The organism is Bradyrhizobium sp. 61 (assembly GCF_023073075.1).
GTDB lineage: Bacteria > Pseudomonadota > Alphaproteobacteria > Rhizobiales > Xanthobacteraceae > Bradyrhizobium > Bradyrhizobium barranii.
Genome location: NZ_JADPIU010000047.1, coordinates 1 through 21,999, shown reverse-complemented (window position 1 = coordinate 21,999; position 21,999 = coordinate 1). Strand labels below are relative to the sequence as shown.

Sequence of the window (21,999 nt, the reverse complement as noted above, 5' to 3'; positions counted from 1 at the left end):
ACTTTCCCCACTATGGGCCACTGGCGCGGTGGCTGCCAAGCACCCCCGTGGCCGCCGGGCCACAACGAGGGAAATATTAACCATATATTGACGGCGCCACGGGGCAGCCATTTTGTTGATGGATCAAAGGGATGGTAGTGAGAGAGTAAGCCGGTGGTAGAGGTGGTTGGCCGACCTTGGGGATCCCCTGATCGGGGATTGGTTGGGCAGCCGGACTTCCGGCCTGCATTGGGGCGCTGGTGGGGATTCGTGCGGTAGCGCATGGGGTCAATCGATAGGTATATCTTCCGCACGACGCTGGCGTCGTTTGCGCTGGTCCTGGTCAGCCTCACCGGCGTGATCTGGATTACGCAGGCGTTGCGCGGCATCGACCTGATGACGAGCCAGGGTCAGACCATCCTGACCTTCCTCGGCATCACCAGCCTCGTCGTGCCGGCACTGGTCCTGATCATCTCGCCGATCGCGCTGATGATCGCGATCTCGCACACGCTGAACAAGCTCGCGACCGATTCCGAGATCATCGTGATGAATGCCGCCGGCTTCTCGCCGTTCCGGCTGTTCTATCCGTTCTTCTACGCCACCTGTGTCGTGGCGCTGCTGGTCGCCTTCATCGCGGCCTATCTCGCCCCCGACGGCATGCGGCGGATCAAGCAGTGGGACGCCGAGATCACCGCCGACGTGCTCACCAACATCCTCCAGCCCGGCCGCTTCGCCCAGCTCGACAAGAACCTGACGATCCGGATCCGCGAACGCCAGCCCGGTGGCATCCTCGCCGGGATCTTCATCGACGATCGCCGCGATCCCAACGAGCGCGTCTCGATCGTCGCCGAGCATGGCGAGGTCGTGAAGAACGACAACGGCTCGTTCCTGGTGCTCAAGGACGGTAATCTGCAGCGCTTCGAGGCCGGCAAGCGCGATCCCGCGCTGGTGGCGTTCGGCCGCTACGGCTTCGACATGTCGAAATTCTCGGGCCAGGGTCACGACGTCACCCTCGGCATCCGCGAGCGCTATCTCTGGGAGCTGTTCTCCCCGTCCGAGGACGATCCGGTCTACAAGCAGATTCCCGGCCAGTTCCGCTCGGCTCTGCACGACAGCCTGCTGGCGCCGATCTATCCCTTCGCCTTTGCCGTGCTGACCTTCGCCTTCCTCGGCGCGCCGCGCACCACGCGCCAAAGCCGCAACTTCTCGATCGGCGGCTCGGTGATCGCCGTGTTCGGCCTGCGCATGGCAGGATTCGCCTGCTCGGTGATGGCGGTAAAGTCGCCTGGCCCGGTGCTGTTCCAGTACGCGATGGTCCTTGGCGCCATCGGCGTCGGGCTGTGGTTGATCATCGGCGGCATCGTGGTCGAGCCGCCGCCCCGCCTCATGGAGGCCATCAACAGGTCGAACGCGCGCATCGCGCGGCTGTTCAGACGGCCGGCCGCCGCATGAGCATGCTCACCAACACCCTCGGGCGCTATTTCGCCGGACGCTTCGTCGTCGCGGCGCTCGGCGTGTTCGCGGGCATCTTCCTGCTGCTGGTGCTGGTCGACTACATTGAGATGGTGCGCAAGACCTCAGGACTCGCATCCGCCTCCGCGATCATGGTGGCCGAGACCTCGCTGTTCCGGGTCCCGCAATTGCTCGAGAAGCTGACGCCGTTCTGCATGCTGATCGGCGCCATGACCTGCTATCTCGCCCTCTCCCGCAGGCTCGAGCTCGTGGTCGCGCGCGCCGCCGGCATCTCCGCATGGCAATTCATCTCGCCGGCTCTCGGCAGCGCGCTCCTGATCGGGGTGATCGCGACCGTCGCCTACAATCCGATGTCGGCGAACCTGCGCGAGCTGTCCAAGCGCATGGAAGCCGAGCTGTTCGGCTCGGCCCCCGGCGGCGGCATCCAGGACGCCTCCGGCTTCTGGCTCAACCAGGTCACCAATGACGGCCAGGTCATCATCAATGCGGCGCGCAGCGAACAGCAGGGCGTCCGGCTGACCGGCCTGACCCTGTTCCGATTCGATACTGACTGGCATTTCAAGGAGCGGATCGAGGCGCGCGAGGCGGCGCTGGAGTCCGGTCACTGGCTGTTCAAATCGGTGCGCCGCTTCTCGCTGGATTCGCCGCCGATCGACCAGGCGACGTTGGAGATTCCGACGACGCTGACCGAAGCCCAGATCCGCAACAGCTTTTCCACACCCGAGACTGTGTCCTTTTGGCAACTACCGAGCTACATCCGCTCCTCGGAGAGCTCGGGCTTCGCGACAGCCGGCTATCGACTCCAGTATCACAAGCTCCTGGCACAGCCGTTTTTGCTGGCCGCCATGGTGATGCTGGCGGCTTCCGTGTCGTTGCGTTTCTTCCGGATGGGCGGCGTGCAGAAGATGGTTTTGAGTGGCGTGGGCGCAGGCTTTCTGCTCTACGTTTTGTCGAAAGTGACTGAAGACTTGAGCAAGGCTGAGTTGATGCATCCGATCGCTGCGGCGTGGTTGCCCGCGGTGGTGGGCGGCCTCACCGGCTTTTTGGCCTTGTTGTATCAGGAGGACGGTTAGTGACTGCCGTCCATCGAGGGCTCGTGTCTCGTTTGACGCAGCGTACTGTGGTGCGCGCGAACGGATGCGGCTTGTCCATTCGCAGGCTCCTGCTGGCTGTCGCCGCCGTGGCGTCGCTCGGCGGGCTGATCGACATTGCCGCCGTGACGCCGGCCTCCGCTCAGAGCTTCACCTACAATCCGCTGCCGCCGCGCGCGAAGCCGCCGAAGGTCGCCAACGACAACCAGATGCTGGTTCAGGCGACCGAGGTCGACTACGACTACAACAATTCGCGCGTCTCCGCGGTCGGTAACGTCCAGCTGTTCTACAACGGCACGAGCGTCGAGGCCGACAAGGTCATCTACGACCAGAAGACCAAGCGGCTGCATGCCGAAGGCAACGTCCGCATGACGGATGCCGACGGCAAGATCACCTATGCCGAGATCCTGGATCTCTCCGACGACTACCGCGACGGTTTCGTCGATTCGCTGCGCGTGGACACCGCCGACCAGACCCGCATGGCCGCGAGCCGCGCCGACCGCTCCAGCGGCAACTACACGGTGTTCGAGAACGGCGTCTACACGGCCTGCGCGCCGTGTAAGGACGATCCGAAGAAGCCGCCGCTGTGGCAGGTCAAGGGTGCGCGCATCATCCACGACCAGCAGGAGAAGATGCTGTATTTCGAGACGGCACAGCTCGAATTCTTCGGCGTGCCGATCGCCTACATGCCCTATTTCTCGACGCCCGACCCGACCGTGAAGCGCAAGACCGGCTTCCTGATGCCGGGCTTCACGTCGAACACGCCGTTCGGCTACGGCGTCGAAGTTCCGTTCTACTGGGCGATCGCGCCCGATATGGACATGACCTTCAGCCCGCGCATCACCTCCCGGCAGGGCGTGCTGTTCCAGGCCGAGTACCGCCAGCGCCTGATGGACGGCGCCTACCAGATCCGAGTCTACGGCATCGACCAACTCGACCCCGGCGCACTCGCCGGCCAGCCCGGCGACCGCCAGTTCCGCGGCGCCGTCGACACCAAGGGTCAGTTCGCGCTGAACGACAAGTGGGTCTGGGGCTGGGACGGCGTCGTCATGTCCGACTACTACTTCTTCTCGGACTACCGCTTGTCGCAATACCGCGATCCGCTGGGCTCGTTCCTGTATCTGCCGACCGACGCATTGTCGCAGCTCTATCTGACCGGCGTCGGCAATCGCAGCTTCTTCGATGCGCGCACGATGTACTGGCTGAGCTACTCGGGCAACCAGAGCCAGGTGCCGATCGTCTATCCCGTGATCGACTATTCGAACGTGCTCAACTATCCGGTGTTCGGCGGCGAGTTCAGCTACAAGACCAACTTCACCAACCTGTCGCGTGACACGGCGGTGTTCGATCCGATCACCACGCTCGCCAATACCGCCAGCCTGTGCACGACGACGTCGGCCGATCCGCTCGCGCGCACGCCGTCGCAGTGCTTGCTGCGCGGCGTCCCCGGCACCTACACCCGCCTCACGGCGGAAGCGCAGTGGCGCAAGTCCTACACCGACCCGTTCGGCGAGATCTGGACACCGTTCGCCAGCCTCCGCGCCGACGCGATCAACGCCTCGATCTCCAACCAGCCGGGCGTGTCGAACTACCTGCCGGTCGGCGACACCCAGGCGTTCCGCCTGATGCCGACCGTCGGCCTCGAATACCGCTATCCCTTCATCAACGTTCAGCCCTGGGGCTCGACCACCATCGAGCCGATCGCGCAGGTCATCATCCGGCCGAACGAGCCCTATGCCGGCAAGTTCCCGAACGAGGACGCCCAGAGCATGGTGTTCGACACCTCGAACCTGTTCAGCGTCGACAAGTTCTCCGGTTACGACCGCGTCGAGGGCGGCGGCCGCGCCAATGTCGGCGTGCAGTCCACCACGCAGTTCGACAAGGGCGGCGCCGTCAAGGTGCTGTTCGGCCAGTCCTACCAGCTGTTCGGCCTGAACTCCTACACGGTCCAGGACACCATCAACACCGGCCTTGATTCCGGCCTCGACAAGCCGCGCTCGGATTACGTGGCGAGCGCCAGCTACTCGCCCAACAGCACCTACACGTTCAGCGTCCGCTCCCGCATGGACGAGCAGACCTGGAACGTGCAGCGCTTCGAGGCGGAAGGCCGCGCCAACTTCAATCGCTGGTCGGTCAGCATGATGTACGGCAATTACGCCGAGCAGCCGGAGCTCGGCTATCTGACGCGGCGCGAGGGCATCCTGACCTCGGGCTCGATCAAGGTCGCGGCCAATTGGGTGGTGACCGGCTCGGCGCGCTGGGACCTCGAGGCCAACAAGATCAACCAGTATGTGCTCGGAGCGGGCTATGTCGACGATTGCTTCGTGCTCGGCGTGAACTATGTAACTTCGTATAGTTACTCTGCGGGCACGGCGCCGCCCGTACTGAACCACGCGTTCATGTTCCAGATCGGCCTGCGCACGCTGGCGACCTCGACGGGGTCCAGCTCGTCCGCCGGCTACCAATGAACCGTCTGAAATGACGGCCGGGCTCTCCCGAGAGCGAGCTCATCCCGGCTGACATGCGAGCGATAATCATGACGATCCAATTGCCTGTTTTTCGCCTCCTCCTCGCCATCGGTGCCGGGTTGATCCTCACCGGCCTGCCCGCGCCGTCGCGCGCGCAGAACATCGTCGTGATGGTCAACGGCGACCCGATCACCGATTTCGACATCGAGCAGCGCTCCAAGCTCGACCAGCTGACCACGCAGAAGACCCCGAGCCGCCAGGACGTCATCAACGAGCTGATCGACGACAAGGTGAAGCTCAAGGAAGGCAAGAAATACGGCGTCGACCCCGGCATCTCCGACATCAACCAGTCCTACGAGGGCATGGCGCAGCGCATGCGCATCACGCCGGATCAGCTCACCAAGTCGCTCGAGGTCAAGGGCGTCCGCCCCGAGACGCTGAAGGGCCGCATGAAGGCCGAGATGGTCTGGACCAGCCTCGTACGCGGACGCTTCAAGGAGAAGCTGATGGTCGGCGAGCGCGACGTCGCGCAGGCCGTGCAGGCCCAGACCGGCGACAAGCTCCAGATCGAGGGCACCGAGTACAAGATGCAGCCGATCGTGCTGATCGTGCCGCGCGGCTCGTCCCCGGCGTTCCTGGAGACGCGGCAGAAGGAAGCCGAGACCTATCGCTCGCGTGTCGGAAGCTGCGAGGAAGCCAATTCGCTGTTCCGCTCAACGCCGAACGCCACCATCCGCGACACCGTCACCAAGACCACCGCGGAACTGCCCGAGGCGCTTCGCAAGGTGCTCGACGACACCCAGATCGGCCACCTGACCGCGCCGGAGGTCACCAAGGCGGGCATCGAGATGGTCGTGCTGTGCTCGCGCAAGCCGACCATGATCGACACGCCGAAAAAGCGCGAGGTCCGCGAGAAGATGTATTCGGAGAAATACGAGAAGACCCAGAAGGCCTATCTCGATGATCTCCGGAAAGCGGCGATGATCGAATATCGCAACCGCTGATGGCCAACTTCGCCTTAGAACCTTCCATCAAGCCTTCGAAGCCCCTCGCCCTGACCCTGGGAGAGCCCGCCGGCATCGGCCCCGACATCACGATCGCAGCCTGGCTCAGACGCCGCGAACTGAACCTGCCCGCCTTCTATCTGCTCGGCGACGAGGCCTTCGTCGCTCGCCGCGCCAAGGCCCTCGGCGCCGATATCCGGATTGCCTCGGTAAGCGCCGGCGAGGCCGCAGCCGCGTTCACCGAGGCACTGCCCGTGGTCGCAACGGGCGAGAGTGCAACAGCCGAGCCCGGCAAGCCCGATGACGCGAGCGCGCCGGCCGCGCTCGCCTCGATCCGGCAGGCGGTCGCCGACGTCCGTGAAGGCCGCGCCAGCGCCGTCGTCACCAACCCGATCGCCAAGAGCGTGCTCTACCGCTCAGGCTTCCGCCATCCCGGCCACACCGAATACCTCGCCGAGCTCGCCGCAGAGAACGGCCGCGTGCCGCAGCCGGTGATGATGCTGTGGTCGCCGCGGCTCGCCGTGGTGCCCGTGACCATCCACGTCTCCTTGCGCGATGCGCTGGCCCAGCTCACCAGCGAGCTCATTGTCTCGACCGTGCGCATCGTCGCGACCGAGCTGAAATCCCGCTTCGGCATCGAAAGGCCGCGCATCGCGATCTCCGGCCTCAATCCGCATGCCGGAGAGGACGGCTCGCTAGGCCACGAGGAGCAGACCGTGATCGCGCCAGCGCTCAAGGCGTTGCGTAGCGACGGCATCGAGGCGAAGGGACCGCTCCCTGCCGACACCATGTTTCACGAAGCCGCGCGAAGCACCTATGACTGCGCCGTCTGCATGTACCACGACCAGGCGCTGATCCCGATCAAGACGGTCGCCTTCGACGACGCGGTCAATGTCACGCTCGGCCTGCCCTTCATCCGCACCTCGCCCGATCACGGCACCGCCTTCGACATCGCCGGCACGGCCAAGGCCAATCCGGCAAGCCTGATCGCTGCGCTCAAGCTCGCAAGCCGCATGGCGGCTGCGCAAAGCTGATGAGCGCGATCGACGACCTCCCGCCGCTTCGCGAGGTCATTCGCCAGCACGCACTGTCGGCACGCAAATCGCTGGGGCAGAACTTCCTGCTCGACCTCAATCTCACCGCGCGCATCGCGCGTGCCGCCGCGCCGCTCGAGGACTCCACCATCGTCGAGATCGGTCCCGGCCCGGGCGGGTTGACGCGCGCGCTGCTCGCGCTCGGCGCCAAGCGCGTCATCGCCATCGAGCATGACGAGCGCGCGATCCCTGCGTTGGAGGACATTTCCGCGCGCTACCCTGATAGGCTCGAGATCGTGCATGGCGATGCCATGACCTTCGACCCGCGTCCGCTGCTCAATGGCGAAAGAGCAAAGATCGTCGCGAACCTTCCTTACAACATCGCGACCCAGCTCCTGATCGGCTGGCTCACCACCGACCCCTGGCCGCCCTGGTACGACATGATGGTCCTGATGTTCCAGCGCGAGGTCGGCGAGCGCATCGTGGCACGCGAGGACGAGGAGGCCTATGGCCGCCTCGGCGTGCTCGCCAACTGGCGCTGCGAGACGAAGATCCTGTTCGACATTTCGCCCTCCGCCTTCGTGCCGCCGCCGAAGGTCACCTCCTCCGTCGTGCGGCTGGTGCCGCGCGCAGAGCCTCTGCCTTGCGATCGCAAGCTGCTCGAACAGGTCGCAGCCGCCGCTTTCGGGCAGCGCCGAAAAATGCTGCGGCAAAGCCTGAAATCACTTCAAGCGGATCCCGCTCGCCTTGCCGCGGCCGCAGGTGTCGATGCGACGCGGCGTGCCGAGACCATTCCGATATCAGGCTTTGTTGCCATGGCGCGTGAATTGGCGGATATACGAAAGCAAGCTGGATAACAGGAATTTCGGAGGAAGGAATATGGCGTTGATGCGTCGGCAGTCCCTGGTCAAATTCGATGCGCCCTTGTGCGAGACCATCGTCGACACGCCGAAGCCGCAGGGCGCCGAGGTGCTGGTGCGCATCGAGCGCTGCGGCCTCTGCCATTCCGACCTGCACATCCAGGACGGTTATGCCGATCTCGGCGGCGGCAAGAAGCTCGACACCACGCGCGGCATGACGCTGCCGTTTACGCTCGGCCACGAGATCGCGGGCGTGGTCGACGAAGTCGGCTCGGACGTGCCGGCGAACCTTGTCGGAGCCAAGAAGGCGGTGTTTCCGTGGATCGGCTGCGGCCAGTGCCGCGACTGCGCCAATGGCGACGAGAACCTTTGCGCGAAACAGCGCTTCCTCGGCGTCTCCATCGACGGCGGCTTCGCCACCCACGTGCTGGTGCCCGACGCAAAGTACCTGCTCGACTACGATCCCCTGCCCGTCAACCAGGCCGCGACCCTGATGTGCTCCGGCGTGACCGCCTACGGCGCGCTCAAGCGCCTGGTCGAGCGTCCGCGCCAGCGCAATCTGCTGCTGATCGGCCTTGGCGGCGTCGGCATGATGGGCCTGTCGTTCGCGCAGGCGATGTTCAAGCAGCCGATCACGGTGGCCGATCTCTCGACGGCAGCGCGCGAGACCGCGCTGAAGAACGGCGCAGCCGTCGCCTACGATCCGTCCGAGCCCGACGTGATCAAGCGCATCCTGAAGGAAACCGAGGGCGGCTTCGACGAGGTGGTCGATTTCGCCGGCAACGAGAAGTCGATGGCCTTTGCCGTGGCGGTCGCCGCGCGCGGCGGCAAGGTCGTCGTCTCCGGCCTGATGGGCGGCCAGTTCACTCTGCCGATGGTGCAATGGGTCTACAAGCGCCTGACCGTCGAAGGCTTCATGGTCGGCACGCTCGCGGAAGCCCAGGAGCTGATGGCGCTCGCCCGCGCCGGCAAGATCAAGCCGACGCCGATGCGCGAGGAGCCGATGGGCGACGTCCAGAAATGGATCGACGAGTTGCGCGCCGGCAAGGTCGTCGGCCGCATCGTGCTGAAGAACTGACGCGCAGGAAAATCTGGACAGGCTTGGCGGCGGGATGAGGTCTCGCCGCCGCGTTTTCCTCCGCCGAATTAACCCGGAATTGACGCAAGCCTCGGTTCCAAATAGGGGAACCGGCAAGCCGCGAACTGAAGTCCTCGCCAGCTTTCTCTTTGGAATTCTGGTGAGGCCATGCAGACCATCCGCCGCTTCCTGGCCGATGAAACCGCAGCCACTGCGATAGAATACGGCCTGATCGCAGCCGGCATCGCGCTCGCGATCATCACCGTGGTCAACAATCTCGGCTCGTCGTTGAAGTTGAAGTTCGGCTCGATCAGCACCTCGCTGAAGTAGCGCGAAACCTGCGCACGCTGAAGGTACGTCGCCGCGCGGAACGGCCGCGACCACACCGCGTTGGCAGCGCATGTCCATTCGTTGCACCGTCGAAAGCGCATTCTTCATCGCCTGGAGCTTCCTGGAGCAGAGCGGCGAGCTCGGACCTCCGGACGAGACCGCGAACACCATTCTGGATGCCATCGAAGCGCAGCTCAGGACCGGTGAACGCCGGCAGTTGATGCTCGCCAACAAGGCGATCGGTGCCTACCGCAAGCAGGTGGCCCAAAGCCGCCTCCTGGCCGAACGCCAGATCCGTCTCGGATAAGAGCCCGCGGCGCCCCACAAGCGCTGGCTCATTTGGAAATTCCGTAGTTCTCCGGATGAGAACAAAGTTCGCAGCGTGTCCTGCGGGCAACGCCGGACGGCGCGACGCCTCGCTGCTGCGAACTTTTCGGTTTCCCGCAAACACTTGTGTTCACTTTGGAACTGTCGGTTCCTGCGCGGAAACGTAGGGTTTTTCCCAGAGACGCCGATTCCCGGCCAACGAAGAGCCCAGAGACAAGAAGAGTGACCGGCCGGCCCAGGAACGATCTGCTGCGAAGGCTCAGCGCCCAGGATTTCGAGCTGCTCGCGCCGCACCTGCAATCGGTCGAGGTCGCCGCGAACCACGTTCTGCATCACGCCGGCGACGGCATCTCCGTGGTCCACTTCCCCTGCGGCCCTGCGTTCGTGTCGTTCGCGGTGCCGGTTGAGGATGACCGCGAGGTCGAAAGTCTCCTGGTGGGCCGCGAGGGCGGGGTCGGTCTTTCCGCAGGCCGCAGCCCGTCCCCGGCCTTTTCCCGCGTCGTCGTGAAGGTCGGCGGCACGCTGGTCCGCCTGCCGCTGCGCGCGCTCGAGCAGGCGCAGCAGCGATCGCCCAGCATGCATGAGATTTTTTCGCGCTACGCAGCCTGCCAGTTCGCACAGCTGCTCCAGACAGCGGCCTGCAACGCGGCGCATTCGATCGAACAACGCGCGGCGAAATGGATCACCGCGGCCCGAGAGCATATCGGCAGCGACGAAATCCGCCTCACCCATGAGCAGCTCGCCGGCATGCTCGGCGTCTCCCGCAGCTATGCCAGCCGCGTCATCCAGACGTTCAAGGCCAGGCGCATCCTCGCGACCCGCCGCGGCGCCATCCTGATCCTCGATGCGCCGGCGCTCGAGACAAGCGCCTGCACCTGCAACGGTGCGGTGAAGAAGCACTTTCGCGAAGTGCTGGGACGCGCGGCGGGCTAGAACGATCCGCGCAGCCGGAACATATTCGCGTGGCCTTCATTGCCCGACATGGCGCGGTACTTCTTTCATTTCGAGGGCCAGCAACCTCACACCGACACGACCGGTGAAACGCTCCTCGACGACGATGCCGCCTGGCGCGAAGCCGTCCGCCTCTCCCGCGACGTCGAGCATGCGCTGCGCCCCGGCGACAGCTGGACGCTCAGCGTGTTTGACGGAAGCGAGCCTGTCTTCGTGCTTGCAATGGTGACACGGCGGTTTCGCTGACAGCCCTTCCCGTCGCCTCCGCACCGATCACATCAGACCACCAATTGGAACGCCGCGAATGTCCCATGCGTTGGCATCTCGTGAGGCAACGACGGAGTCAAAGCCCATGACGAAGCCGCTGACGAAAACGGTCAAGCCTGTTCCCGCGGAGAACCAGAGCCACAAGGGTCCCGGCAGCACGCCGTCAATTCCGCTCGACACCACCAAGGGCCATCGCGACGACGAGAAGCAGAACATTCGCGAACAGGCCGAGCACGGCAACATCACCCAGAACACCACGAACAGGCGCATGGGATAGTCAGGACCAGGGGGATCGAAGAGAGGAGACACGAACTTGGTCGATCTCGGCAAATGGTACGATCCGATATCCGAGCGCTGGATCGCACCGCGTGAATCACGACTGGAGGAAAAGTCCTCTCATGCAAGCGAGAACCACGTCCTTGAGCTGCAGCGGACCATCGAAGTTCAGCGCATCTGGCGCGCACTTGTCGATTGCTGCGCCCGCGACTGATGCTCTTGCGTGCACACCGCGGCGGAGTAACCGCCGCCGGCCGCGCCGTTGTATCCCCGCATGAACGATCCCGCATCACCCGCAGGGCCCGTCGCAACCGCGATGCGCTATCTGTCGACCATCGTCGGCTGCGCCTGCCTGCTGCTGGCCGCGATCTGCATCGCCATCGCCTGTCAGGTCTTCATCCAGACCGGCGTGTTCGCGCAGTCCTACGCGATGATGGGGCTGATCGGCACTGCGCTGGGGTGTCTAGCGCTGACGCTGGCGCGGGTGTGGAAGTAAACACCGATCCCCTCATCATTCCGGCGTGCGTGGCCCGGGGTGGATGCCCGGGATAAGCCCGGGCATGACGGCCTGTAACGCTCCCATGCGATTGCCCTGCACAGAATGTCGCACCGCTTTTCGCCGGCGCGCCGGGCTGGTAGATTGGCGTCATTGCCTTGAAGAATTTTCGCTTTGGGGGTTTTCATGCGCGCGAGGATTTTCAATCGCGTCGTGGGGCTGGCGGCGCTGGCCGCAGCCCTGCTTATCGCCGGGGCGGCGCCGGCCTCGGCCGAGAAGCGCATTGCGCTGGTCGTCGGCAACTCCGCCTACAAGAACATCACGCCGCTCGACAACCCGTCCAAGGACGCGAGCCTGATGGCGGAGACGCTTGCCGCGCTCGGCTTCACACTGGTCGGCGGGCGCGCCCAGCTCGATCTCGACAAGGGCGCGATGGATATCGCGGTGCAGAGCTTTGGCCGGCAGGTCCAGGGCGCCGACGTCGCGCTGTTCTATTATGCCGGCCACGGCGTGCAAGTCGCCGGCTCCAACTATCTCGTGCCTGTCGGCGCCAATCCGACGCGCGAGGCCGATGTCGATTTCCAGATGACCGACGTCAACCTCGTGCTGCGGCAGATGCAGGGATCGGGTACGCGCCTCAACCTCGTGATCCTCGACGCCTGCCGCAACAACCCGTTTGGCTCGCGCGGCCTGCGATCCTCCGACGGCGGCCTTGCGCAGATGCGCGCGCCGGAGGGCACGCTGATCTCCTACGCGACGCAGCCCGGCAACGTCGCGCAGGACGGCAGCGACGGCCACAGCCCCTACACCAAGGCGCTGGCGGCGACGGTCCGGACCGCGGGCCTCGACGTGTTCCAGACCTTCAACCAGGTCGGCCTCGCCGTGAAGCGCGCCACATCAGGCGCGCAGCAGCCCTGGGTGTCGTCCTCGCCGATCGACGGCACCTTCTATTTCGTGCCGCCGACGCAAAGCCCGCCGCCGCAGGTCGCCGCGATGCAGCCCGATCCGCTGCCGGCGGATCGGCTGCGCGCCGATCCCGATCGCGTGCCGCTGCGCGATGCCGCGCTGCTGAGCGAATTGAGCGAGCGGCTCTACGAGCTCAATTTCGATCCTGACACGCCCGATGGACTGACCCGTGCGATCACCAAGCTCCAGCAGCGGATCTCGATGGCGCCGACGGGCGAGGCAACCGAAGGCCTGCTGCTGCGGATGCGCAAGATGGAGGATCTGAAGCCGTGGGGCTCGATCGTGTACGGTCCCGACAGCAGCAAATGGGGCATATCGTGGAACCACGCCTCGCGGCGCGCGGCGGTGGCGGATGCGCGCGGCAATTGCGCCGGCGCCAAATGTCCGATCGAGCTCTCCTTCTACGGCAACCGCTGCGGCGCGTTCGCGATATCAGACAAATCCTGGTCGCTGGTCCAGCGCGACAGCATCCAGCACGCCAGGGATGCCGCGCTTGACGAATGCGGCAAGGCTGGCAAAGCTTGCCGCATTATCGGATCCGTCTGCGCCGACGGCTCCGGCCGCTGATACCTTTTTCATTTCGGATTGTTTCCTCATGCCCAATGCCGTCGTCCGTACGATCGCCCTTGCGTCCCTCCTCAACCTCGCCCTCACCTCGTCGTCCGCCTTCGCGCAGTCCGGCAGCGCCGGCGGCTCGATCGGCAACGACGAAAAGTCGCTGTCCGGCTCGCGCCAGGATACTTCTTCAGGCCGCTCGGCCGAACCGGCCGCGCCCTCACGCCGGAGCAAGCCGGCGACCGAGGAACGCTCGTCGCCTCGGCGAAGCGGAGGTGGCGGCGGTGGTTTCGACGGTGCCTGGGCGGTCGTCAGCGTTGGTTGCGGCGGCAGCACGAGCGGCGCTGTCGTCGTGAGCTCGGGCAAGATCATCGGCGAAGGCGTTCGCGGAACCGTCAGCACGGGCGGCTCGGTCAGCACGTTCGGCCAGGGCCAAGGCGTGACCTTTACCAGCACGGGCCGGCTCTCGGGCCGCAGTGGTTCCGGAACGTGGCGCCGCTCCGACGGCTGCGGCGGAACCTGGAGTTCGGCGAAGCAATAGCCCTCGAAAACGCCTGAATTCGCGGCGGAACGAACGCCGCGCAGGCCCGATTCAAGCCACATCCTCTCCGGATTTGCGGCTCATTGCCACCCAAGTCTTTGATGACAAAGGGAAGGTAAAGAGTTGCGTTATGCGTAATCGGGAGACCAGGATGGGCAACCGCACCGCGAAGTTCATATCTGCGCTTGTCGGCAGCATCATCGCCGGCGCACCACTGGCCGCCGTGTCGCAGAATGCGCCGGAGGCAACGAGCTCGGCAAATGCCGCCAGCGACTGCCTCGCCTCGCCAAAGGGCGTCGCGCCGCAGGGGCAGCATTGGTACTATCGCCTGGAGCGCGGGACCAAGCGGCAATGCTGGTATCTGCGCGCCGAAGGCGGCAAGGACAGCGCCAAGGCCGTGCAGACCGCGCAGGCTGCGCCCGATGCACCGACGGCAGATTCAGCAGCGCCGCAGCAGCAGCACCCAGTGCAGGACGCACGCGCCGAATATCTGACGCCGCAGGGCAATGCCGCGCCGGCGACGCCGAATGCGCCCGCACCCGCGAAACCGGCGCCGACACAACAAGCTGCCACTCCCTCCGCCGACAGCAACGCGCAGCAGCCCGCCATCGCCACGCGCTGGCCCGATGCCTCCGCCGCGGCCGCGTCGCCCGAGCCGCAGACTGCGCCCGCTCCTGTTGCCTCGCCCGCACCGCCGAGCGCAAAGCCGTCAAAATCCCCTGCCCCGGTCACGCTTGCCACGGCAGATGCCACCACCGATAAAGCGACCGGCTCGCTCCAGACGCTGCTGCTCGTGATCGGTGGCGCGCTGGCGCTCGCCGGCCTCCTCGCCAGCATCATCTATCGCTTCGCAGGCGGACGACGCGTCCGCGTCCAGGATCGTCGCGTCAATTGGGACAATCGGGAGCCGCACGACGACGGTCGCGCGCCCTGGCTCGAGGCGATGCCGACTGCCGCGCCGCGTGCGCAGCAGCCACGCCCGGTGGATTTCGATGCCGCCCGTCCCCAGGCGGCCGCGCGTCGCCAAGCCCCCCAACGCGAAGCCACTCAGCGCGAAGCCGCGCAGCTCGAGGCGATCGATCACGCGATCGATGCCGTCGATCAGCGGGCGCCCCAAGCCCGCAACGAGGTCGCAGAGCTTGACGAGGCCAACATGTTCAACGGAGAGTTCGAGATCGAGGCATCGGCCCCCCGGCTCGCGGCCAAGGACATCAATGACAAGGGGTCGGCCGATCGCGATGACGATGTGCAGATCGAGGATGCCGTCGACGTCGACGTGATCACGGCGATGCTGGAACGGCTGGCGCAGGAAGGACCGCGCCTCGCGAAGCCTAACCTTGAAGCTGGCCTTGCAAACCTCGTACGAAACCAACGAGGCCAGTCCGCCGCTCGCGCTTGAGGCGCTCGGCCTTCAGGATCGACTGCACCTCGGCAAACGCCTCGTCGACCGCGTGGTTGATGACGATGTAGTCGTACTCGGCCCAGTGGCTCATCTCGTGGCTGGCGCGGCTCATGCGTTTGCGGATCACCTCGTCGGAATCCTGTGCGCGCGAATGCAGCCGCTTCTCGAGATCGGCGGCCGAGGGCGGCAAGATGAAGACGCTGACGACGTCCGCGCGCGCCTTCTCGCGAAGCTGCTGCGTGCCCTGCCAGTCGATGTCGAACAGCACGTCCTGCCCGGCCGACAGCGCCGCCTCGACCGGCGCACGCGGCGTGCCGTAGCTGTTGTCGAACACCGTCGCCCATTCCAGCAGCTCGTCGCCCTTCACCATCGCGTCGAACCTGGCCTTGTCGACGAACAGGTAGTCGCGGCCGTCGACCTCGCCGGGCCGCATTGCCCGCGTGGTCGCGGAGACCGACATCCGCAGGCCGGGCATCCGCTCGATCAGCAGACGCGACAGCGTCGTCTTGCCCGCGCCCGACGGCGAGGACAGCACGAACATCAATCCACGCCGCTCGACACCGTCAGTTCCGTGACCGCCCGTCGTCATCGATCACTCCAGATTCTGGACCTGTTCGCGGAATTGCTCGACCACGTTCTTCATGGCCAGGCCCGTATTGGTCAGCTCGATGTCGTTCGACTTCGAGCAGCAGGTGTTGACCTCGCGGTGAAACTCCTGCGCCAGGAAGTCGAGCTTGCGGCCGATTGGGCCGCCCTTGCCGATCAGCTCGCGCGCCTGCGCGATGTGGGAGGCGATGCGGTCGAGCTCCTCGCGGATGTCGGCCCTGGTGGCGATCAGGATCGCCTCCTGCATCAGGCGGTCGGAATCGAAACGGTCGGAGGTGTCGAGCAGGGTTGCGATCTGCTCGGCGAGTCTCGCCTTGATCGCCTCGGGCTTGCGGCCCGGCGCGGCTTCCGCCTTCCTCGCCAGCACCTCGACCTCGTCGACCCGCTGGGTCAGGATCTGCCCGAGCGACGTGCCCTCGCGCTTGCGCATCTCGACGAGATCGGCGAGCGCCTTGTCGAAGGCCTCCGCGGCGGCGGCACGCGCGGCCTTGTCCTCCTCCTCGTCACCCTCGGGCTCGGCGACCTCGACGACGCCCTTGATGGCGAGCAGGCCGTCGACGCTCGGCGCGACCGCGTCGACCTTGCCGGCGATCATCGCGGCCGCCTTCAGGACGGCGTTGAGCACGTCCTCGTTGACGCGGACGGAGGCTGCGGCGTTGGCGCGCTTGACGTTGAGATTGGCGTAGACGGTGCCGCGCGACAGAAGCTCGCCGGCGCGCTTCTTGGCGTGGGCCTCGAGCTCGTCGAACCCCTGCGGCAACCGCACCCTGAGGTCAAAGCCCTTGGCGTTGACCGACTTCAATTCCCATTCGAACGTATACGGCCCGCTAGCGCCGTGGCTTCGGGCAAAGCCGGTCATGGACGACAGCGCCATCAGGTCAATTTCTCCGGAAACTCAGGATTCGCGAGGCCCATCAGGCCACGCGAATCTTAAGACTATTTTGCAGGAAAGTGGAATCCGCAAAGTCCCGCAGGCAGGTCTGCGCGAACCTAGCGCTGGACCACCGGCGGCGACGGCTGCACCGCGCCCTGGCGGGCGGGCGCGGGACCAGCGGGGCGAGCGGCTGGCGGCTTTTTCTGCTGATTGGGCCGCGCCGGCGTGGTCGCGGTCGGCGGATCCGCGGCAGCGCCGGGCGCGGCGGCCGCCGGCGGCTGCGCATCCTCGGCCGGCTCGACCGTGTCGTTCTGGATCTGCTTCTCCATCGCGCGCAGCTTGGCGACGTTCTTCTGGTGCGCGTCGTAGGTCTCGGTGAAGGCATGGCCGCCGGTGCCGTCGGCGACGAAATAGAGGTCGCGGGTGCGGGCCGGGTTGGCGGTGGCTTCCAGCGAGGCGCGGCCGGGGTTGGAGATCGGACCGGGCGGCAGTCCCTCGATCACATAGGTGTTGTAGGGCGAAGGCTGCGTGATCTCGCTGCGCTTGATCGGACGGCCGAGCGTACCCTTGCCGCCGACAAGGCCGTAGATGATGGTCGGATCGGACTGCAGCTTGATTTTCTGCTTGAGCCGGTTGGCGAATACGGCGGCGACACGGCTGCGCTCGTCCGGCTTGCCGGTTTCCTTCTCGACGATCGAGGCCAGCGTCACCAGTTGCTCCGGCGACTTCACCGGAATGTCCTGGCTGCGGCGCTCCCAGATCTCGGCCAGCACGCGCTTGTGCGCCTGTTGCATGCGCTGGATCACCTGATCACGCGGGGTCCCGCGCGGGAACTTGTAGGTCTCGGGCAGCAGCGTGCCTTCACGCGGCAACTCGCGGACGCTGCCGGTGAAGATGTCGTTGTCGGACAGCCGCGCCACGATCTGCTCGGAGGTCAGGCCTTCCGGGATCGTGACGGAATGCTGCACCACCTTGCCCTCGACGATGGTGGCGATGACGTCGCGCAAGGAGGCGTTCTTCTGGAACGAATACTCACCCGGCTTCAGGTCCGAGCTCGCCTTCAGCGCGGCGACGCTGGCGATGAACACCCACGGATTGACGTCGGCCACGCCCTCCCGGTTCAGCGTCTCGGCGATGTCGCGCTTGCCGGCCCGCTGCGGGATGTTGACGATCTTGTCTTCCTTCAGCGGCCCCGGCGCCTCGAGCAACTGCCGGCCGTAATAGTAGACGCCGCCGGCGCCCAGCATGGCGATCAGCAGAAGGGTGATGATGGCGTTGCCGACGATCACGAAGGGATTGCGCGCCCGGTCCGATCGCCTCGGCGGCGGCGGGACCTGCTCGGGCTCCAGCGCTGCCCGCGGACTCCGGGGCGAAATGGGCGGCCTTTCACTCATCGAAGCAACCTGAATCCTGCCGGTTCAATCGCGGCCAGACAATCGCTTGTCGAGCCAATGCACGCGCCCACGGGGTATGACTATCGCTGAATACGGCAAAACGGTGGATTCGTTTCAAACGCAAACTAATGAACCAGGCGGCGGAAGATCACCGACGCGTTGGTACCGCCAAAACCGAAAGAATTCGACAACGCGACGTTGACCTCGCGCTCCTTCGCAATGTGCGGCACGAGATCGATCGCAGTCTCGACCGACGGATTGTCCAGGTTGATGGTCGGCGGCACGACATTATCGCGAATCGCGAGAATGGCGAAGATCGCCTCGATCGCGCCGGCGGCACCGAGGAGATGGCCGGTCGAGGATTTGGTCGAGGACATCGCGACCTTGGAAGCGGCGTTGCCGAGCAGCCGCTCGACCGCACCGAGCTCGATCTCGTCGCCGAGCGGTGTCGAGGTGCCGTGGGCGTTGATGTAGTCGAGATCGGATGCCGTGAGGCCGGCGCGCTTGAGCGCTGCCGCCATGCTGCGGAAGCCGCCATCGCCATCGGGCGACGGCGAGGTGATGTGATAGGCATCGCCCGAAAGGCCGTAGCCGATCACCTCGGCGTAGATCTTGGCGCCGCGGCGCTGAGCGTGCTCGAGTTCTTCCAGGACGAGGACGCCGGCGCCCTCGCCCATCACGAAGCCGTCGCGGTCCTTGTCGTAGGGACGCGATGCCTTCTCGGGCGTTTCGTTGAATCCGGTCGAGAGCGCGCGCGCGGCGTTGAAGCCGGCAATACCGATACGGCTGATTGGCGACTCGGCGCCACCGGCAACCATGACGTCGGCATCGCCCAGCGCAATCAGACGGGCGGCGTCGCCCACCGCATGTGCACCGGTCGAGCAGGCCGTGACCACCGAATGGTTCGGCCCCTTCAGGCCGTGCGCGATCGAGACGTAGCCGGAGGCAAGATTGATGAGGCGGCCCGGAATGAAGAACGGCGACACCCGGCGCGGTCCGCGCTCCTTCAGGAGGATCGCGGTTTCGGCAATGCCGGTGAGGCCGCCGATGCCGGAACCGATCATTGTGCCGGTCGCACACTTGTCCTCTTCGGTCTCGGGATGCCAGTTGGCATCATCGAGCGCCTGGCCGGCTGCGGCCATGCCGAAGATGATGAAGTCGTCGACCTTGCGCTGGTCCTTCGGCTCCATCCAGGTATCGGGATTGAAAGTATCGTTCGTGCCGTCGCCGCGCACGACGGTGCAGGCGTATTTGGTCTGAAGATCGGAGACATCGAAGCTCTCGATCCTGCGTGCGCCGCTTTCGCCGTTGAGGATGCGTTTCCAGGTCGGTTCGACGCCGCAGCCGAGCGGCGACACCATGCCGAGACCAGTGACGACAACCCGCCTCATGTTCGAAAACTCCGCATCGAAAGATTCACGGCCAATAACAAGAAACCGGCTGACCGCTGGTCAGCGGCCCGTCCGGTTTCAATGTTGTCCCCGCGAAAATGAAGAGCCTTAGCTCTTCGCGTTCTTCTCGAGAAACTTCGTGGCGTCGCCGACGGTGAGAATCGTTTCCGCGGCGTCGTCCGGAATCTCGCAACCGAATTCTTCTTCGAACGCCATCACCAGCTCGACGGTGTCCAGACTGTCGGCGCCGAGGTCGTCGATGAAGCTCGCAGCGTCGACAACCTTCTCGGGTTCAACACCAAGGTGTTCGACCACGATCTTCTTAACCCGCTCGCCAATGTCACTCATTGCATAACCTCGTGTTGTTCCCTGTAGACCCGACCCCCCGGGACGATACGAGCCGTCGTGGTCGTTGACTGCCTTCGCTTACGAACTTTGATTGGCCCCATCTTAACCGATGCAGGCCCGGCGAGACGGCCAAGGCTCCGCATCGCCAATATACAGGGTTTCAAAAACCTGCAATGGCGTTCTTTGCCCATCCGTTGAGCGTCCGGTTATCATACTTCAACTGCCTTGACTACAAGCCTCATTTCGCACCGGAAACGGCCGTTTGCCGCATTCCGCACCGCCCTTGTGGGCAGTGCAGAAGGAGACGTCAGATCATGGCCATGCCGCCGTTGACGTGGATGGTTTGTCCTGTGACGTAGGCCGCTTCGTTCGAACTCAGGTAGACGGCGGCGGCTGCGATGTCCTCCGGCGTCCCCAGGCGGGCAGCCGGAACCTTGGCCAGAATCGTCTCGCGCTGCTTGTCGTTGAGCGCATCGGTCATCGGCGTCTTGATGAAGCCCGGCGCGATGCAGTTCGCGGTCACGCCGCGCTTGGCGTATTCGGCACCGAGCGTCTTGATCATGCCGATCAGGCCGGCCTTCGATGCCGTGTAGTTGCCCTGCCCGGGATTGCCGGTGACGCCGACGATCGACGTGATGGCAATGATACGGCCGAAGCGCTTGCGCATCATCAGCTTGGTCGCGGCGCGCGCCAGGCGGAAGGTCGAGGTCAGATTGATGTTGATGACCTCCTCCCAGTCCTCGTCACGGAGCTGGACGAAGAGATTGTCGCGGGTGATGCCGGCATTGGCGACGAGAATGTCGACCTGGCCCATCGCGGCTTCCGCAGCGGGCACCAGCGCCTCGACCTCGTCGGCCTTGGAGAGATTGCAGGGCAGCACATGGGTACGCTCGCCGAGCTTGCCGGCGAGCTCATCCAGCACTTCCTTGCGCGTTCCGGAGATCGCAACGGTAGCACCCTGCGCGTGCAGCGCCTGCGCAATCGCGCCGCCGATGCCGCCGGTCGCGCCGGTGACGAGCGCCTTTTTGCCAGTCAGGTCGAACATTGAAAAACTCCTCTAGGCCTGCTTCGCAGCGGCCAATGCATCCTTGGCGGCGGCAATGTCGTTGGGACCACCGACAGACACGCCGACAGCGCCATCCGCAATGCGCTTGACGAGACCCGACAGCACCTTGCCGGCGCCGATCTCGAAGAAGCGGTTGACGCCCTGCCCTGCCATATAGGCAACCGACTCGCGCCAGCGCACCGTGCCGGTGACCTGCTCGACCAGGCGGCGACGGATCTCGTCGGGATCGCTGATGGCGCTCGCCAGCACGTTCGACACCAGCGGCGCCGCCGGCGCCTTGATCGTGACCTTCGCCAGCGCCTCCGCCATGGCGTCAGCGGCGGGCTGCATCAACTTGCAATGGAACGGTGCGGACACCGGCAGCAGCATTGCGCGCTTGGCGCCCTTGGTCTTGGCGATTTCGACGGCGCGATCGACCGCAGCCTTGTCGCCGGAGACGACCACCTGCCCGCCACCATTGTCGTTGGCGGCCTGGCAGACCTGGCCCTGTGCCGCCTCGCCCGCGACCTCCATCGCGGCCTCGTAGTCGAGACCAAGGAGAGCGGCCATCGCGCCGGCGCCGACCGGCACGGCTTTTTGCATTGCGAGACCGCGGGTGCGAAGCAACCGCGCGGTATCCGAGATCGTCAGGCTGCCGGCCGCAGCCAGCGCCGAATATTCACCGAGCGAGTGGCCGGCGACGAAGGCCGCGTCCCGTCCCACGGAAAACCCGGCTTCGGCCTCCAGCACGCGCAGGGTGGCAACAGATACCGCCATCAGCGCCGGCTGGGCGTTCTCTGTAAGCTGGAGAGTTTCTGCCGGACCATCCCAGATGATCGCCGTCAGCTTCTCCCCAAGCGCGGCATCGACCTCGTCGAACACGGCGCGCGCCACCGGAAAGGCGTCGGCCAAGGCCTTGCCCATGCCAACCGCCTGGGACCCCTGCCCTGGAAATGTGAATGCTGCCGTCATCGGCGCTCCCTGCTTGTCGGGCGTGATCCCTGCGAGAACCGGCAGCCGATGACGCACGGCCTTAGGCCATGGTTCCGGATCATGCTCCAAAGGGGGCCGTAGACACTGTCCGGGGCCGGAATGTCAAGCCAAGATAGGAACTTCGCCCGGGATTCAACGGGGAACGCCGGCCCTAGGAGCCCGTCCAGTTATCGTTTTGGCTGGTTAGATTTCATTACGATAGCCCGCTCATGCGGTACTGGCGAGGTTGCCGAGCTTGACGAGGTTGTGG

At 65.2% G+C, this 21,999-nt stretch carries 24 protein-coding genes; 17 read left to right on the top strand and 7 right to left on the bottom strand.

What is annotated here, in order from left to right; all coding sequences use genetic code 11:
* The first annotated feature begins 261 nt into the window (after positions 1-261).
* The 17 genes from lptF to IVB46_RS13440 all read left to right on the top strand — a co-directional run bounded on the left by lptF (position 262) and on the right by IVB46_RS13440 (position 15,095).
* On the top strand, positions 262-1,431 hold the full coding sequence (gene lptF / locus IVB46_RS13520; RefSeq protein ID WP_135215292.1) for an LPS export ABC transporter permease LptF: 1,170 nt from the start codon (positions 262-264) through the stop codon (positions 1,429-1,431).
* Entirely contained in the window at positions 1,428-2,525 is a 1,098-nt protein-coding gene (lptG, locus tag IVB46_RS13515) for an LPS export ABC transporter permease LptG (protein WP_063983680.1), read from the top strand. Before lptF ends, lptG begins: the two co-directional genes overlap by 4 nt.
* Positions 2,525-5,011: an LPS-assembly protein LptD gene (locus IVB46_RS13510; protein WP_247311365.1), complete on the top strand. Its 2,487-nt coding sequence runs from the start codon at positions 2,525-2,527 to the stop codon at positions 5,009-5,011. The genes lptG and IVB46_RS13510 overlap by 1 nt, the downstream gene beginning before the upstream one ends.
* 68 nt (positions 5,012-5,079) lie before the next feature.
* Positions 5,080-6,015 carry a SurA N-terminal domain-containing protein gene (locus tag IVB46_RS13505; protein WP_247342955.1) on the top strand — a complete coding sequence of 312 codons (936 nt, stop codon included), beginning with the start codon at positions 5,080-5,082 and terminating at the stop codon, positions 6,013-6,015.
* Positions 6,015-7,049 (top strand): 4-hydroxythreonine-4-phosphate dehydrogenase PdxA, encoded by a 1,035-nt coding sequence (gene pdxA, locus IVB46_RS13500; RefSeq protein WP_247311371.1) that lies wholly within the window; start codon positions 6,015-6,017, stop codon positions 7,047-7,049. The genes IVB46_RS13505 and pdxA overlap by 1 nt, the downstream gene beginning before the upstream one ends.
* Positions 7,049-7,906 (top strand): 16S rRNA (adenine(1518)-N(6)/adenine(1519)-N(6))-dimethyltransferase RsmA, encoded by an 858-nt coding sequence (gene rsmA, locus IVB46_RS13495; RefSeq protein ID WP_247311374.1) that lies wholly within the window; start codon positions 7,049-7,051, stop codon positions 7,904-7,906. Before pdxA ends, rsmA begins: the two co-directional genes overlap by 1 nt.
* Positions 7,907-7,928: 22 nt before the next feature.
* The gene (locus IVB46_RS13490) at positions 7,929-8,987 is read left to right on the top strand and encodes an alcohol dehydrogenase (RefSeq protein WP_247311377.1); all 1,059 of its coding nucleotides are present in this window, start codon (positions 7,929-7,931) and stop codon (positions 8,985-8,987) included.
* Between the two features lie 168 nt (positions 8,988-9,155).
* Complete coding sequence (locus tag IVB46_RS13485) at positions 9,156-9,317, top strand: Flp family type IVb pilin (protein ID WP_247311380.1); 162 nt, start codon at positions 9,156-9,158, stop codon at positions 9,315-9,317.
* A gap of 70 nt (positions 9,318-9,387) precedes the next feature.
* Positions 9,388-9,624 carry a hypothetical protein gene (locus IVB46_RS13480; RefSeq protein WP_028157550.1) on the top strand — a complete coding sequence of 79 codons (237 nt, stop codon included), beginning with the start codon at positions 9,388-9,390 and terminating at the stop codon, positions 9,622-9,624.
* 242 nt (positions 9,625-9,866) lie between these two features.
* Positions 9,867-10,577 (top strand): Crp/Fnr family transcriptional regulator, encoded by a 711-nt coding sequence (locus IVB46_RS13475; protein ID WP_247311383.1) that lies wholly within the window; start codon positions 9,867-9,869, stop codon positions 10,575-10,577.
* 48 nt (positions 10,578-10,625) lie between these two features.
* Positions 10,626-10,841: a hypothetical protein gene (locus IVB46_RS13470; protein WP_063983687.1), complete on the top strand. Its 216-nt coding sequence runs from the start codon at positions 10,626-10,628 to the stop codon at positions 10,839-10,841.
* 106 nt (positions 10,842-10,947) lie between these two features.
* Positions 10,948-11,139 (top strand): hypothetical protein, encoded by a 192-nt coding sequence (locus IVB46_RS13465; RefSeq protein ID WP_063983688.1) that lies wholly within the window; start codon positions 10,948-10,950, stop codon positions 11,137-11,139.
* A 36-nt stretch (positions 11,140-11,175) separates the two neighbouring features.
* Positions 11,176-11,352: a hypothetical protein gene (locus tag IVB46_RS13460; protein ID WP_166095994.1), complete on the top strand. Its 177-nt coding sequence runs from the start codon at positions 11,176-11,178 to the stop codon at positions 11,350-11,352.
* Between the two features lie 60 nt (positions 11,353-11,412).
* On the top strand, positions 11,413-11,634 hold the full coding sequence (locus IVB46_RS13455; RefSeq protein ID WP_247311386.1) for a hypothetical protein: 222 nt from the start codon (positions 11,413-11,415) through the stop codon (positions 11,632-11,634).
* Positions 11,635-11,820: 186 nt separating this feature from the next.
* The gene (locus tag IVB46_RS13450) at positions 11,821-13,167 is read left to right on the top strand and encodes a caspase family protein (protein WP_247311389.1); all 1,347 of its coding nucleotides are present in this window, start codon (positions 11,821-11,823) and stop codon (positions 13,165-13,167) included.
* Positions 13,168-13,195: 28 nt separating this feature from the next.
* Positions 13,196-13,696, top strand: coding sequence for a hypothetical protein (locus IVB46_RS13445; protein WP_247311394.1), 501 nt, complete (start codon positions 13,196-13,198; stop codon positions 13,694-13,696).
* Positions 13,697-13,847: 151 nt separating this feature from the next.
* Positions 13,848-15,095 (top strand): hypothetical protein, encoded by a 1,248-nt coding sequence (locus tag IVB46_RS13440; RefSeq protein ID WP_247342951.1) that lies wholly within the window; start codon positions 13,848-13,850, stop codon positions 15,093-15,095.
* Here the strand turns inward: IVB46_RS13440 and gmk are convergent.
* From gmk to fabD, 7 genes are all read right to left on the bottom strand, one after another.
* Positions 15,028-15,687 (bottom strand): guanylate kinase, encoded by a 660-nt coding sequence (gene gmk, locus IVB46_RS13435; protein ID WP_166095982.1) that lies wholly within the window; start codon positions 15,685-15,687, stop codon positions 15,028-15,030. The two genes, IVB46_RS13440 and gmk, sit on opposite strands and share 68 nt — an antisense overlap.
* A 3-nt stretch (positions 15,688-15,690) precedes the next feature.
* Entirely contained in the window at positions 15,691-16,578 is an 888-nt protein-coding gene (locus IVB46_RS13430) for a YicC/YloC family endoribonuclease (protein ID WP_063983695.1), read from the bottom strand.
* A gap of 116 nt (positions 16,579-16,694) precedes the next feature.
* On the bottom strand, positions 16,695-17,972 hold the full coding sequence (mltG, locus tag IVB46_RS13425; RefSeq protein ID WP_208086427.1) for an endolytic transglycosylase MltG: 1,278 nt from the start codon (positions 17,970-17,972) through the stop codon (positions 16,695-16,697).
* A gap of 125 nt (positions 17,973-18,097) precedes the next feature.
* Positions 18,098-19,363, bottom strand: coding sequence for a beta-ketoacyl-ACP synthase II (gene fabF / locus IVB46_RS13420; RefSeq protein ID WP_247311400.1), 1,266 nt, complete (start codon positions 19,361-19,363; stop codon positions 18,098-18,100).
* 108 nt (positions 19,364-19,471) lie between these two features.
* Positions 19,472-19,711 carry an acyl carrier protein gene (locus tag IVB46_RS13415; protein WP_008130699.1) on the bottom strand — a complete coding sequence of 80 codons (240 nt, stop codon included), beginning with the start codon at positions 19,709-19,711 and terminating at the stop codon, positions 19,472-19,474.
* A 307-nt stretch (positions 19,712-20,018) separates the two neighbouring features.
* Positions 20,019-20,756, bottom strand: coding sequence for a 3-oxoacyl-[acyl-carrier-protein] reductase (fabG, locus tag IVB46_RS13410; protein WP_028147729.1), 738 nt, complete (start codon positions 20,754-20,756; stop codon positions 20,019-20,021).
* Positions 20,757-20,768: 12 nt separating this feature from the next.
* Entirely contained in the window at positions 20,769-21,728 is a 960-nt protein-coding gene (fabD, locus tag IVB46_RS13405) for an ACP S-malonyltransferase (protein ID WP_038931867.1), read from the bottom strand.
* Positions 21,729-21,999 lie beyond the last annotated feature (271 nt).

Bases quoted from the DNA above. Each gene is read 5' to 3' on its own strand.
- lptF (WP_135215292.1), top strand. From the start codon at position 262: ATGGGGTCAATCGATAGGTATATCTTCCGCACGACGCTGGCGTCGTTT.
- lptG (WP_063983680.1), top strand. From the start codon at position 1,428: ATGAGCATGCTCACCAACACCCTCGGGCGCTATTTCGCCGGACGCTTC.
- IVB46_RS13505 (WP_247342955.1), top strand. From the start codon at position 5,080: ATGACGATCCAATTGCCTGTTTTTCGCCTCCTCCTCGCCATCGGTGCC.
- pdxA (WP_247311371.1), top strand. From the start codon at position 6,015: ATGGCCAACTTCGCCTTAGAACCTTCCATCAAGCCTTCGAAGCCCCTC.
- rsmA (WP_247311374.1), top strand. From the start codon at position 7,049: ATGAGCGCGATCGACGACCTCCCGCCGCTTCGCGAGGTCATTCGCCAG.
- IVB46_RS13490 (WP_247311377.1), top strand. From the start codon at position 7,929: ATGGCGTTGATGCGTCGGCAGTCCCTGGTCAAATTCGATGCGCCCTTG.
- IVB46_RS13485 (WP_247311380.1), top strand. From the start codon at position 9,156: ATGCAGACCATCCGCCGCTTCCTGGCCGATGAAACCGCAGCCACTGCG.
- IVB46_RS13480 (WP_028157550.1), top strand. From the start codon at position 9,388: ATGTCCATTCGTTGCACCGTCGAAAGCGCATTCTTCATCGCCTGGAGC.
- IVB46_RS13470 (WP_063983687.1), top strand. From the start codon at position 10,626: ATGGCGCGGTACTTCTTTCATTTCGAGGGCCAGCAACCTCACACCGAC.
- IVB46_RS13465 (WP_063983688.1), top strand. From the start codon at position 10,948: ATGACGAAGCCGCTGACGAAAACGGTCAAGCCTGTTCCCGCGGAGAAC.
- IVB46_RS13455 (WP_247311386.1), top strand. From the start codon at position 11,413: ATGAACGATCCCGCATCACCCGCAGGGCCCGTCGCAACCGCGATGCGC.
- IVB46_RS13450 (WP_247311389.1), top strand. From the start codon at position 11,821: ATGCGCGCGAGGATTTTCAATCGCGTCGTGGGGCTGGCGGCGCTGGCC.
- IVB46_RS13445 (WP_247311394.1), top strand. From the start codon at position 13,196: ATGCCCAATGCCGTCGTCCGTACGATCGCCCTTGCGTCCCTCCTCAAC.
- IVB46_RS13440 (WP_247342951.1), top strand. From the start codon at position 13,848: ATGGGCAACCGCACCGCGAAGTTCATATCTGCGCTTGTCGGCAGCATC.
- gmk (WP_166095982.1), bottom strand. From the start codon at position 15,687: ATGACGACGGGCGGTCACGGAACTGACGGTGTCGAGCGGCGTGGATTG.
- IVB46_RS13430 (WP_063983695.1), bottom strand. From the start codon at position 16,578: ATGGCGCTGTCGTCCATGACCGGCTTTGCCCGAAGCCACGGCGCTAGC.
- mltG (WP_208086427.1), bottom strand. From the start codon at position 17,972: ATGAGTGAAAGGCCGCCCATTTCGCCCCGGAGTCCGCGGGCAGCGCTG.
- fabF (WP_247311400.1), bottom strand. From the start codon at position 19,363: ATGAGGCGGGTTGTCGTCACTGGTCTCGGCATGGTGTCGCCGCTCGGC.
- IVB46_RS13415 (WP_008130699.1), bottom strand. From the start codon at position 19,711: ATGAGTGACATTGGCGAGCGGGTTAAGAAGATCGTGGTCGAACACCTT.
- fabG (WP_028147729.1), bottom strand. From the start codon at position 20,756: ATGTTCGACCTGACTGGCAAAAAGGCGCTCGTCACCGGCGCGACCGGC.
- fabD (WP_038931867.1), bottom strand. From the start codon at position 21,728: ATGACGGCAGCATTCACATTTCCAGGGCAGGGGTCCCAGGCGGTTGGC.